Raw genomic sequence first — 12,020 nt, 5'->3', positions numbered from 1 at the left:
AGATGCGGTCATTGCGGATTGAATATGACGAGGCGAAGCGCCGGAAGATTCTGGCTGAACGCGGAATCGACATTGCCGATGCGCATAGGGTCTTTGCAGATACGCATGTTCAGGTTCTGGACGATCGCAAGGACTACGGAGAGACCCGCTATCGCGTCTTCGGGTTTCTCCATGGTCGCCGCGTATCGCTGGTCTGAACACCGCGCGACGGCAACCGTCGGATCATCACGATAAGGCATGCGCATCATGGAGAACACCAAGCCCGCTTCCGAACCCTGGATTGACCCGGACGACGACGACGTCGAATGGACCGAGGAAATGTTCCGCATGGCCGCCATCTACAAGGGCGACCAGCTGATCCGTCCGGCCTCGGGCTCGCTCAAGTCGATCGGCCGCCCACCCGCTGCCAATCCCAAGAAGCAGGTCACGCTGCGGCTCGATCCCGATGTGGTCGAGGCGTTTCGCGCCACCGGCAAGGGCTGGCAGTCGCGCATCAACGCCGAACTGCGCAAGGCGCTCGGGATCTAGCCCAGCACGAAGCGCGGCCCCGGTCCTTGCGCCCCCGCCACGTCATCGGCGTTGTAGAGGCGGCATTTCGTCAGGCTGAGGCAGCCGCAGCCGATGCATTCGTCCAGCTTGCGCCGAGTCAGTTCGAGCAGCGCGATCTTCTCGTCGATCGACGTGCGCATCGAGCGGCTGATGCGCTCCCAGTCGGCCAATGTCGGCGTGCGGCCGTGCGGCAGGTCGGCCAGTTCGCGCTCGATCTCGGCCAGCGCGAGGCCCAGCTTCTGCGCGATCAGGATGAAGCTGACGCGGCGAATGTCGGAGCGCAGGAACCGCCGCTGGTTGCCCGAGGTGCGCAGCGCCTGCAGCAGCCCCTTCTCCTCGTAGAAACGCAGTGCCGATACCGCGACGCCGGTGCGCCGCGCCAGTTCGCCGATGGTGATGAAGCGGTCAGCGACCAGATCGATATCCTTCCGAAAGCGCTTGATCTCAAGTTAGGTTGAGGTTGCACTTTTGCCAAGCCGGCCGATTCGCTGGTGACGCAGGAGAAAGAAGAATGGCCCAGGGCCGCCTCGAACATGCCAACCTCACCGTCAGCGACATCGAGCGTTCGTCCGCCTTGCTGCAGGACCTGCTCGGCTGGCACGAACGCTGGCGCGGGCCCGCCATCAACGGCGGCGAGACGATCCACGTCGGCGGGGATTTCAGCTACATCGCCGTCTATACCGACCGCCGGGAACGCGGGCGCTACGGCAAGGGCGCGCCGCTGAACCACGTGGGGCTGGTGGTCGACGATCTCGACGCGGCCGAACAGGTGGTGATTGCCGCAGGCCTCGAACCCTTCAACCACGCCGATTACGATCCGGGCCGCCGGTTCTACTTCTTCGACTGGGACGGGATAGAATTCGAGCTGGTCAGCTACGCGTAGGCAATCAGATCACCCCGGCGTTGCCGACCACCCAGCAGGCCAGCGCCATCACCAGCCCGGCATCGCGGTTGGAGCGGAAGCGAGCGAGCGCGTTCTCGCCGTCCGCCGGGTCCAGCGTCATGACCTGGAAGCCGAGGTGCAGCGCCATCGGCACCAGCGCGACGAGCGCCACCCAGTCCGGCCGCATCACCCAGAACGCCAGCGCCCACAGCGCCAGCGCGAGCGCATAGAAACCGCCGACCCCGCCCTTCACCCGCGCGCCGAGGCGCCGGGCGGAGGAGCGGATGCCGACGATCGCGTCGTCCTCGATGTCCTGAATCGCGTAGATCGTATCGTAGCCGATGCACCACACGATCGAGCCGAGGTAGAGCGCCGCCAGCGCCTCCAGATGATCGCTGCGGATCTCGATCCAGCCGACCAGCGCCCCCCAGGTGAAGACCATGCCCAGCCACGCCTGCGGCCACCACGTAATGCGCTTCATGAACGGATAGGCGGCGACGAGGCCGACGCTGCCCAGCGCCACCAGTTGCGCGGGCGGGCGCAGCTGGAACAGCACGACCAGCCCCACGGCGCATAGCATCAGCAGCCAGGTCCAGGCCGCGCCCTTGCTGACGCGGCCGCTCGCGACCGGGCGCTGCGCGGTGCGGGCGACGCGGCGGTCGAGGTCGGCATCGACGATGTCGTTGAGCACACAGCCCGCGCCGCGCATCGCGATCGAGCCGAGCAGCAGCCAGGCGATCAGGCTCCAGCGGCTTTCGCCACCTGCCAGTAGAACGCCCCAGACGCAGGGCCAGAACAGCAGCCACCAGCCGATCGGCCGGTCGAATCGCGCCAGCATCGCGAAGTCGCGAAACGGCTGCGGCAGCATCGACACGAGCCCGCGATGCTGGCTGTCAGGGACGAGCGAAGGTTCGAGCATCGCGCGATGAGTAGTGCATCGCGCGCGTCCTGTCATGCCCGAACGTGACTGGTGAACACAGCTTGCCCACCGTTGCATCCTCTCCGCCAAGGCGCGAAAAGGGCCTTTCAGCCCGAGGAACCCGTTGAAGATGCCTGCAACCCCCGCCTGGCCGCCCCGCTCCGCGCCGCGTCTGTTCGTCCCCGGACCGCTCGTCGAAGGCGGGCAGATCGCGCTGGAAGGCCAGCAGGCGCACTATCTCGGCAAGGTCATGCGAATCGCTCCCGGCGATGCGGTGATCGCCTGCGATGATGCCACCGGCGAATGGGCCTGCGAGGTGGTTTCCGCCGGAAAGCGCGACGTCGTGCTCTCGGTCCGCATGAAGCTACGCGAGCGCGAGGACGTGCCGGACTTCGTGCTCTGCGCCGCGCTGCTCAAGAAGCCGAACTTCGATCTGGTGCTGGAAAAGGCCACCGAACTGGGGGTCGCCGCCGTACAGCCGGTCGTCACCCGGCGCTGCGTGGCCGACAAACTCAACCCCGAACGCGCGCTCACCATCGTCACCGAGGCGGCCGAGCAATGCGCCCGCACCGCCCTGCCCCGCGTCGAGGAACCGGCCCGGCTCGATGCCCTGCTGCGCGACTGGCCCGAGGACCGCGCTCTGTTCTTCGCCGACGAACAGGGCGGCGCCCCTGCCGCAACCGCCTTCGCTGCCCATTCCGGCCCCGCCGCGCTCCTCGTCGGCCCCGAGGGCGGCTTCGACGATACCGAGCGGGAGCTGGTCCGCGCCCATCCCCAGGCGCACGCGATCACGCTGGGGCCGCGCATCCTGCGGGCCGAAACCGCCTGCATTTCCGCCATCGGGCTATGGATGGCGGTGTCCGGAGATTGGACATGACAGGAATGTTAGACTGACCGGTACAAAAAGTTCTGGCGCGGCGCCGAAGGGCACACTAATTCCGCGCCCATGAGCACTCGTGAGGTTTCGGATCGCGAAGATCCGGTTATCGAAAACCTGTCCCAACTCGCCGAGCCGATGGCCGCAGGCGAAAAGCCGCGCGAGGCGTGGCGGATCGGCACCGAGCACGAGAAATTCGTCTACGACACCGCCGACCACCACGCGCCTTCGTACACCGAAAAGGGCGGCATCCGCGACCTGCTGGGCGAACTGACCCAGTTCGGCTGGACGCCGATCGAGGAAGGCGGAAACGTCATCGCACTCAAGGGCGCGGACGGCAACGTCAGCCTCGAACCGGCGGGCCAACTGGAACTGTCAGGCGCACCGCTCGAAAACCTGCACCAGACTTGCGCCGAGACCGGTCGCCACCTCTCCGAAGTGAAGCAGGTCGGCGAAAAGCTGGGCAAGGCCTACCTCGGCCTCGGCATGTGGCCCGACAAGACGCGCGAAGAACTGCCGATCATGCCCAAGGGGCGCTACGGCATCATGCTGAACCACATGCCGCGCGTGGGCAGCATGGGCCTCGACATGATGCTGCGCACCTGCACCATCCAGGTGAACCTCGACTATTCCAGCGAAGCCGACATGGTGCAGAAATTCCGCACCTCGCTGGCATTGCAGCCGCTGGCGACGGCGCTGTTCGCCAACTCGCCCTTCACCGAAGGCAAGCCCAACGGCTACCTCTCGTACCGCAGCCATATCTGGTCGGACACCGATCCGCACCGCACCGGCATGCTGCCCTTCGTGTTCGAGGACGGCTTCGGCTACGAACGCTATGTCGAGTACATGCTGGACGTGCCGATGTACTTCGTGTTCCGCGACGGCAAGTACATCGACGCCGCCGGCCTCTCCTTCCGCGACTTCCTCAAGGGCGAGCTTTCGGTGCTCCCCGGCGAGAAGCCGCGCCTGTCGGACTGGCAGGACCACCTGTCCACCGCCTTCCCGGAAGTGCGCCTGAAGTCCTTCCTCGAAATGCGCGGCGCCGACGGCGGGCCGTGGGGCCGCATCTGCGCCCTGCCCGCGCTGTGGGTCGGCCTGCTCTACGATCAGGGCGCGCTCGATGCGGCCTGGGACTTGGTCAAGGGCTGGGACATGGAAGGCCGCGAAGCCCTGCGCTCGGCCGCGCCGAAGCTGGGCCTCGATGCACCGATCCCGGGCGGCGGCACCCTGCGCGACATCGCAGGCGAAGTGGTCGACATAGCCCGCTCGGGCCTTGCCGCGCGTGGCCGCCTGAACTCGGCGGGCGACAACGAGACGGGCTATCTCGAACCGCTGGCCGAGATCGTGAAGACCGGCAAGGTTCCGGCCGAGCGGCTGCTCGACCTGTATAATGGCGAATGGGGCGGGGATCTTTCCAAGGTTTACGCGCTCAAGACGTTTTAAGGCAGGAAATGCAGGGGTTTACCACCCCTGCACGCCGTATACCGTCGAGGGCACGCGCGCAGCCTCGCCATGCAAGACGTTGAGCCGGGAGACAGATAAAGCCTGCGGCGCCATCTTGCCTAAGGCGGCTGCACGCACAACGACGACAGTTCGGGGGTCTGGGGCGATGGCCCCAGAACTTACTTGAACTTCAACTTCTGCCCGACCTTCGCCAAAGTCCGGGTGATGAACGCATTCTCCCCCATCCAGTCGTAATATTCCCGATACTTAGGGTCTTCCGCCAGCAGGTGCGCTTCCTCAGTCCGAGCGCGCCAATAATAGATGCCGCTCACCACGCCCAGCAGCACGGTGTTGCGGATCGCGTCGGTCCATGATCCGTTCGTCACGAGGAACGGCAGCGTCGAAGTCCACCAGAACAGGTTCTTCGACAGGTAGGCCGGGTGGCGCGTGAAGCGGTAGGGGCCGTTCGTCAGCACGCCGCGATAAGTCAGGTTGGAAAAGCGCAGGCCGAAGGCGAAGGTCGCCCAGGCGTAGATCGCGGTCAGCACGACCATCATCGCCGCCCAGCCCCACAGGAGGACGTCGTAAGCCGCCATCCAGTGCGCCCAGCCGCCGGTGTTGACTTCGTAGCCGAGGACGTCGGCGTTGCCCATCGTGCCCCACACGAAGGGCGGGTAGCACATCAGCGCGGCTACCCAGCCCGCCAGCAAAGGGTTGCCGCTGCGGATGTGGGCGTCGAGCGGGCGGAAGGTGAAGAGGTAGCCGACTGTGCCGATCTGCACGTCTACGAGGAACAGCGCTTCGATCAGCAGAGAGCCCAGATCGACGGGTTTGTGTGCGATTGCGCCGAAATCCGCCTCTACCACGCGGGCGAAACCGCCGGGCAGGATCGAGATCATGAAGGCGCCGAAAAAGCCCTTGATCGCCCAGGCGCGCCAGTGCTTCTTCACCTCTTCGGCGGACCATGGCTCGCGGCCGATCAGCATCGCGCCGAAGTGCCAAGAGGCGTCGCGCGGCTCGACCATGACCCGGTCGAGCCACAGGACATAGGGCACCGAGAGGGCGAACAAGGGTGCCACAACGGCACTCAACACGTCCATAGCGAACAGATACTGCCCCTCCCAGTACCATCGGCACAGGAAGTAGAAGCAGCCTATCAGCGCCCATGTGATCCACAGCCCGGTCAGCTTGGTGATCGAGATGTCGAGCGTTTCGGAGAGCGGGCGACGCTGCGACCAGTCGATGCCGGTGGAGGGGCGCAAGTGCACCTTGTCGACCAGCAGCGACCATGCGGTCATGGCGGCGCCGGTGAAGGCCAGCGTGGCGAGCGAAGCATAGGGGCCGCTCATCGGCTCGCGCGGGGCCTGCAGGCCGAGCAGATCGACGACCGAGCCCCAGTTGCGGCAGAACAGGATCCACAGGGCCAGCGCGACGAGGCCGGAGAGGCCCACGCCTGCGGAAACGTCGCTGACCGGGCGGCGGGTGGATGCGGTGCTCATGGCCGCAGGGCGTAGAGGGAATTGGTTAAGGGGGCGCAAATCTCATGCGATCTGCGCCCCGCCTGGTTCAACGGAAGGCGGTGATACGGCCCGAATCGTCGAGGACGTAGAGCGTCTGGTTCGCCACGACAGGCGCCAGCGAAATCGGATCGCTCAGTTCGGTGAATGGCGTCATCGTGCCGCTCGACGGATCGATGGTGGCCACGAGCCCGCGCGAGTTGCCGACCCACAGCTTGCTGCCCGCCAGCACCGGACCGACCCAGAAGATCGGATTCTTGCGCTTCTTGGCGTTCTTGTACCGCTGCAGTTCGGTCAGCCAGCGGACCTTGCCGGTGCCGCGCGCGATGGCGAGGATTTCGGCGTGGTCGTCCAGCGTGAAGACCCAGTCGCCCGCCACCGACGGGGTCGAGATGCCCGCGAGGTTGAGTTCCCAGATGCGCTGGCCGGTGACCAGTTCGTAAGCGGCCATGCGCCCGCCCTGACCCAGAGCATAGACGCGGCCGCGATCGATGATCGGGTCGGCGTCGACGTCGGTGAGGCTACCCACTTCGGTCGAGATCGAGGTGCGCGAAAGCGCGTCCGACCAGACCTGACGGCCGTTCTCGTAACGGTAGGCCACCAGCTCGCCCGACGAGTAGCCCGCGATCACCGTGCCCTGCCCAAGCGCGGGCGAGGCGACGCCGAACACGCCCGACTGGGTCAGCGAGGCGGATTCCTGCCAGATGGTAGCGCCGTCCGCCGCGTTGAGGACGACGATCTGGTTGTCCTGCGTCATCACGAAGATCTGGTTGAACCCGACCGTCGGCGAACCGCGCAGCGGGCCGGCGGGCTTCTTGGTCCAGAGCTGGCTGCCGTCGGCGGCGTTGAGCGCCGCGACTTCGCCAAGACCGGTGGTGACGTAGAGCTTGTCGCCGTCGAAAGTGACGCCGCCGCCGAAGACCGACTTCGCGTTACTGCCGCTGACCGAGAAGCTCTTGGTCCACAGCTTCGCGCCGCTCTGGGCGTCGAAGGCGTGGACCGTGCCTTCGGTATCCATCGCGTAGAGCTTGCCGCCGCCGATGACCGGGGCCGCCGCGAGGCGCGCGCGGGGGCTCGAACCGGCGATCTGCGCCGTCCACACCTTGGTCGGGTTATCCGCCAGCGCGAGGTGGCCGTAAGCCTTGTTCGGGGTGTTGCCGCCCTGTGCCCAGGTCGCGTTGACTTCGGCCGGGGGCAGGATCACCGAGACTGCGCCGAGCGTGGTATCGACCTTGGCACCGCTTTCGATGCGCGACAGGATCGGCACACGGTTGCCCACGGTCGGGGTCTTGGCCGGGCCTTTGCCGCCGCCGAACATCTTGCAGCCGGACAGGCCCGCGACGAGTGCGAGGGCGATCAGCGGCACGACCTTCTTCGCGCGCGAAGACGACGTGTTGCGGGCTGCGTTCATGCGAATGTCCTCACGTGTCATGTTCTCAGTTCGCCACTTCGGCGGGCTGGACGATCTTGGCTATCGGCTTGTCGAGCGGCTCGCCCTTTTCGTTCACCACGTCGTCCACGGCATCGACGCCGAGCACTGCGGCAAGCTGGCGGGCGCGGCTGCGCAGGCCGTCCTCGACGCTTTCGTCCTTGGCGATCGCGGCGAACAGCGGACCGGCTTGGTCCTGCCTGTTCTGCTTCAGGTAGGCCATGCCGACGAGTTCGCCCGCAGGACCGAACCACGGATTGCCGGGCGCGGCCATCGGCTTGAGGCGGCTGACGACGTCCTCGGGCTTCATCGCGTCGAAGTCGGCGCCGACTTCCCGCACGGAGGCGAGGTCGCGCAGCACCTGCGGTGCCTTGCCGTCGGCCGAAATCTCACGATAGAGCTTGAGCGCATCGGCCTTCTTCTCCTGACGCAGCGCGATCCCCGCGAGCATCAGACGGGCCGACACGACTGTCGCGTCCGAAGAATCGGCACCGGCGATCGGCGCCAGCTTGGCCTTGGCGGCGTCGAGATTCTCCGACTGCAGGGCGTCGAGCGCCTGTACGTAAGCCTCCGAACGCGCCTCGCGCTCCTGGGTCTGGCGGTGCTGCCAGTAGATCCAGCCCGCGAAGGCAAGCAGGGCGATGATGATGACGGCGATCAGCGGCTTGCCGTAGCGGCTCATGAAGCCTTCGAGCTGGTCCTGGCGCACGGCGTCGTCGACTTCACGCAGGAAAACGTCCTGCTGGGCGGCGTTACGCGCTGCGGCGGCGGAATTGGTGTCGGGGGGCAGAGCCAAGATAGGGCGCTTTCTAGCGAAAAACGGGACGGTTGCGGGGCTGTTTAGCGGATGGGTGGGGCTTTTCAACGGGGATGTCGGTGCCCGTCCCGGCGTGAAGCGCCGCTGAATGAGCGCGGCGTCACGGAAAGTCGCTTTTGCCCATCGCCGCGCCATAGGTCGAGGCATAACTGCGAATCATCGAGTTTTCATCGTATTGGGCCTGCGCCAGCATACGATTGGCCGCGCCGATGCGCGCGCGCAGCCCGTCATCCACCGCGAGTTCCGCCAAAGCCCGGCCGAGCGCGGCGTCGTCTCCGGGCGGGGTGATGAAGCTGCGGTTTTCCGCCGGCACCATCGCCGCCACGTCCCCCACCGCGGGCGAGGCGACCGCGAGCCCGGCCGCCATCGCCTCCAGAATGGAGATGGGAAACTGCTCGCTGTCGGAGGACAGCGCGAAGAGATCGAACAGCCCCACCGCGCGCGAGGGATCGGGGACGAAGCCCGGCAGATGCACCCTGTCGGCCACGCCGGATTCCCGCGCTTGCTGCGCGATTCTTTCGCGGTCCGGCCCTTCACCGAGGATCACCAGCTGCCATTCGGGCGGCAGCGTGGCGAAAGCACGGACCAGCCGGGGCAGGTTCTTGACCGCGCGCAGGCCCGCCAGAGTGCCGACCCACTTCGCGCCGACAGGTTTGGGCAGCCCCGGAATCGCATCGGGCGGGGGCAGCGCAAGGTAAGCGGCGGTGCGGATGCCGTTTATGATCAGCTTCACGCGCGAGCGCGGCTGCGCCCAGTCGCCGAGCGCGATTTCCTCCAGCCGCTGCGAAGGCACCACCAGCGCCGAAGCCCGCGCCAGCGCCACGCGGCGAAACCAGTTGCGCGAGGGCTTGAGGCCGTCCGCCTCGTCCTCGTTGAAGCCGTCCTCGTGATGGACCAGCGGCGGCAGGCCCAGCACGCCGCCCCAGAGGCGATGCGCCAGCACCGCGTCCATCGCGCCCCAGTTGTAGGTGAGGACGAGGTCGAAACCTTTCATGGCGCGGGCGATGCGCAGCAGGCGCAGCGGCGTCGGGCGGCCCTGAAGGCTGGGAAAATTCTCCGGAAAATCGACCGTGAGCGCGGGATCGAGCGCGACTTTCGCGCCGTGCGCACCGGGCTGCGCGGAGACGACAGAATGCGACACAGCGGGACCAAACACGTTCATCAGGCGCACCGCGCGCAGTTCCTTGCCGCCCGCCGCGAAGCTCGAATGAAGATGAAGGAGGTGCAAGTTCAGGCCGCTCTGGCCAGCAGCCGCTCGATCGCGGCAACCGATTCGGGCTCGTCGAGCGTCGGAGCGTGGCCGACGTGGGGCAAAGTCAGCCCCTCGGCATTCGGCGAGCGGCGCAGCATGTCGTCCAGCGTCTGGGCAGAAAGCAGGTCGGACAGTCCGCCGCGCACCACCAGCACCGGCACTTGCGCCAGCGCGTCCCACACCGCCCACAAGTCCGGCTGGGCATTGACGTCGAGCGCGAGGAAGGGCTCGGCGATCTTCATGTCGTAGTCGAAGACGATGCGCCCGTTGCCGCCGACCGTCATCAGCCGCTTGGCCATGCCGATCCAGAAATCCAGCGGCTGTCCGGGATGCGCGGCGCCCTGCACTTCCTCCAGTCCGCGCGCGGCGTGGACCCAGGTGGGCCAGGTGCGTCCCTGCCCAACATAGTCCTTGATCCGCGCAAGGCCCGCCGGCTTCAGCCACGGGCCGACGTCGTTGACCACGGCAGCGGCGATCCGGTCGGGGATAATGCTCGCCAGCCCCATCGCCATCAGTCCGCCCAGCGAGGTGCCGATGACCACGAAGCGCTCAAGCCCCTCCTGCTCAATCAGGGCGAGGACGTCCTCGCCGTACTGGACCGGCGTGTAGGTAGCCGAATCCTTCGCATATTCGCTGTCGCCCCGGCCGCGCAGGTCAGGGCAGATCACGCGCCGTCCCCTAATGGGATTGGCAGCGAGGCGCGGGGCCAGCACGTCGAAGTCGCGCGCGTTGCGGGTCAGGCCATGGAGGCACAGCACCGGCAGGCCGGTTTCACCCTCTGCGGGACCGGGATAATCGCGGAAATGGAGCTTGAGACCGTCGCGGCTCGACCAGAAGCGATCTTCGAAAACCTTCATGCGCGGGCGGCGACCTCATCAGATTCAACAAAATACCCGGCTTGCTAGCGGGCCGGGCGGTCCCCACTATCGCCCGATGCCAAGCGATCCGCAACCCGCGCCCTATCTTCCCGATCCGCGAATCGAAACGATCGCCCAATGGATCGGCGACCCGGTCCATGCCGCCGCGTTCCCCCGCCATCAATTGCGCTGGCGCAATGACCGCTGGGCAGCCGCGGTGGGCCTCGACGGTTTCGACGAGGCGCGCTGGACCGCGCATTTCGGGCAGTTCCAGCCGCTTCCCGGCAATCTGCCGCAGCCGCTGGCGCTGCGCTATCACGGCCACCAGTTCCGCAACTACAACCCCGACCTCGGCGACGGGCGCGGCTTCCTCTTCGCGCAGATGCGCGATGGAGCGGGTCGGTTGCTCGACCTCGGGACCAAGGGTTCGGGCCAGACGCCATGGAGCCGCGACGGCGACGGCAGGCTGACCCTGAAGGGCGCGGTGCGCGAAATCCTTGCCACCGAGATGCTCGAAGCGCTGGGCGTGAACACCAGCAAGACCTTTTCCGTCGTCGAGACCGGCGAGGAACTGTGGCGCGGCGACGAGCCCTCCCCCACCCGCTCGGCCGTGCTGGTGCGCCTGTCGCACGGGCACATCCGCATCGGCAGCTTCCAGCGCCTCTACGTGCTGGAGGAGACCGCGCATCTGGCCGCACTGGTCGACTACAGCCTCGAAACCTACCCCGGCAGCCTTCCGCCCGAGGACGCTCCGGGACGCGACGAACCCGCAGTGATCCTGCTTCACCAGGTCGTCGAGCGGCTTGCCGACCTTGCCGCCGCGTGGATGGTGGCGGGCTTCGTCCACGGCGTGCTCAACACCGACAACATGAACATCTCGGGCGAGAGCTTCGACTATGGCCCGTGGCGCTGGGCGCCGCAATGGGATCCGCGCTTCACCGCCGCCTACTTCGACCGCACCGGCCTCTACGCCTTCGGCCGCCAGCCCGAGGCGCTGCTCTGGAACTGCCAGCAACTCGCCATCGCGCTGCGCCCGCTGGCCGAGACCGCGCCGCTGGTCGCCGCGCTCGAGCGGTTCGGGCCGCTCTACCAGCAGGCGCTGTGCCGCCGCTTCACCTGGCGCCTCGGCATCGAATCGCGGGGGGTGGAGGCCGACACGGCGCTGGTTCAGGCCGCCGAGCGCAGCATGGTCGAGAGCGGCCTGCCGCCTGAGCAGTTCTTCTTCCTCCATCGCGGTGGCCGCAATGCCGGTGTCGACGACTTCGGCGCGCTGCTGTCCGGCTATGCCCCCGCCGCCGCGACGGAAGATCCGTTCTGGCAGGAAAGCGCCCCTCCGGGCGTGCTCATCGACGAGGTCGAACGCATCTGGGCCGCGATCGACACGCATGACGACTGGAGCGAACTGGACGCCAAAGTCGCGCAGATTCGCAGGCTGGGCGAACAACTTGGGAAGGCACCGTTTACACCCCAATGATTT

13 protein-coding genes are annotated in these 12,020 nt (G+C 66.9%); 6 read left to right on the top strand and 7 right to left on the bottom strand.

Annotation, left to right across the window (positions count from 1 at the left end):
• The first annotated feature begins 11 nt into the window (after positions 1-11).
• The gene (locus tag HWN72_RS01265; RefSeq protein WP_081799011.1) at positions 12-197 is read left to right on the top strand and encodes a BrnT family toxin; all 186 of its coding nucleotides are present in this window, start codon (positions 12-14) and stop codon (positions 195-197) included.
• A gap of 49 nt (positions 198-246) precedes the next feature.
• Positions 247-528, top strand: coding sequence for a BrnA antitoxin family protein (locus HWN72_RS01260; protein ID WP_211149563.1), 282 nt, complete (start codon positions 247-249; stop codon positions 526-528).
• On the opposite strand, the gene soxR is transcribed toward HWN72_RS01260, so the two are convergent.
• Positions 525-947 (bottom strand): redox-sensitive transcriptional activator SoxR, encoded by a 423-nt coding sequence (soxR, locus tag HWN72_RS01255; RefSeq protein WP_375154507.1) that lies wholly within the window; start codon positions 945-947, stop codon positions 525-527. The genes HWN72_RS01260 and soxR overlap by 4 nt on opposite strands.
• 113 nt (positions 948-1,060) lie before the next feature.
• Here soxR and HWN72_RS01250 point away from each other — a divergent pair, with 113 nt between their 5' ends.
• Positions 1,061-1,432, top strand: a complete 372-nt coding sequence (locus HWN72_RS01250) for a VOC family protein (RefSeq protein WP_211149562.1) — start codon at positions 1,061-1,063, stop codon at positions 1,430-1,432.
• A 4-nt stretch (positions 1,433-1,436) separates the two neighbouring features.
• Here HWN72_RS01250 and ubiA read toward each other — a convergent pair whose 3' ends face one another.
• Positions 1,437-2,351, bottom strand: coding sequence for a 4-hydroxybenzoate octaprenyltransferase (gene ubiA, locus HWN72_RS01245; RefSeq protein ID WP_069708881.1), 915 nt, complete (start codon positions 2,349-2,351; stop codon positions 1,437-1,439).
• A 130-nt stretch (positions 2,352-2,481) separates the two neighbouring features.
• Between ubiA and HWN72_RS01240 the strand changes: the two genes are divergently transcribed.
• Together HWN72_RS01240 and HWN72_RS01235 are read left to right on the top strand one after the other, a co-directional pair.
• On the top strand, positions 2,482-3,228 hold the full coding sequence (locus tag HWN72_RS01240; RefSeq protein ID WP_211149561.1) for a 16S rRNA (uracil(1498)-N(3))-methyltransferase: 747 nt from the start codon (positions 2,482-2,484) through the stop codon (positions 3,226-3,228).
• Between the two features lie 69 nt (positions 3,229-3,297).
• Positions 3,298-4,671: a glutamate--cysteine ligase gene (locus HWN72_RS01235; RefSeq protein ID WP_008828922.1), complete on the top strand. Its 1,374-nt coding sequence runs from the start codon at positions 3,298-3,300 to the stop codon at positions 4,669-4,671.
• A 179-nt stretch (positions 4,672-4,850) separates the two neighbouring features.
• On the opposite strand, the gene HWN72_RS01230 is transcribed toward HWN72_RS01235, so the two are convergent.
• From HWN72_RS01230 to HWN72_RS01210, 5 genes are all read right to left on the bottom strand, one after another.
• Positions 4,851-6,170, bottom strand: a complete 1,320-nt coding sequence (locus HWN72_RS01230; protein WP_211149560.1) for an isoprenylcysteine carboxylmethyltransferase family protein — start codon at positions 6,168-6,170, stop codon at positions 4,851-4,853.
• Between the two features lie 67 nt (positions 6,171-6,237).
• Complete coding sequence (locus HWN72_RS01225; protein ID WP_008828924.1) at positions 6,238-7,599, bottom strand: PQQ-binding-like beta-propeller repeat protein; 1,362 nt, start codon at positions 7,597-7,599, stop codon at positions 6,238-6,240.
• 25 nt (positions 7,600-7,624) lie between these two features.
• The gene (locus HWN72_RS01220; protein WP_008828925.1) at positions 7,625-8,413 is read right to left on the bottom strand and encodes a tetratricopeptide repeat protein; all 789 of its coding nucleotides are present in this window, start codon (positions 8,411-8,413) and stop codon (positions 7,625-7,627) included.
• 121 nt (positions 8,414-8,534) lie between these two features.
• The gene (locus HWN72_RS01215; RefSeq protein WP_211149559.1) at positions 8,535-9,662 is read right to left on the bottom strand and encodes a glycosyltransferase family 4 protein; all 1,128 of its coding nucleotides are present in this window, start codon (positions 9,660-9,662) and stop codon (positions 8,535-8,537) included.
• Positions 9,663-9,664: 2 nt separating this feature from the next.
• Complete coding sequence (locus tag HWN72_RS01210; protein ID WP_008828927.1) at positions 9,665-10,543, bottom strand: alpha/beta fold hydrolase; 879 nt, start codon at positions 10,541-10,543, stop codon at positions 9,665-9,667.
• 76 nt (positions 10,544-10,619) lie between these two features.
• Between HWN72_RS01210 and HWN72_RS01205 the strand changes: the two genes are divergently transcribed.
• Positions 10,620-12,017, top strand: coding sequence for a protein adenylyltransferase SelO family protein (locus HWN72_RS01205; protein ID WP_211149558.1), 1,398 nt, complete (start codon positions 10,620-10,622; stop codon positions 12,015-12,017).
• The last annotated feature ends 3 nt before the right edge of the window (positions 12,018-12,020 follow it).

Origin of the sequence: Novosphingobium sp. HR1a, from assembly GCF_015594425.1 — a bacterium.
Taxonomy (GTDB): domain Bacteria; phylum Pseudomonadota; class Alphaproteobacteria; order Sphingomonadales; family Sphingomonadaceae; genus Novosphingobium; species Novosphingobium resinovorum_A.
Note: the sequence above shows the minus strand (reverse complement) of the source record. Positions and strands in the feature narration are given on the sequence as shown.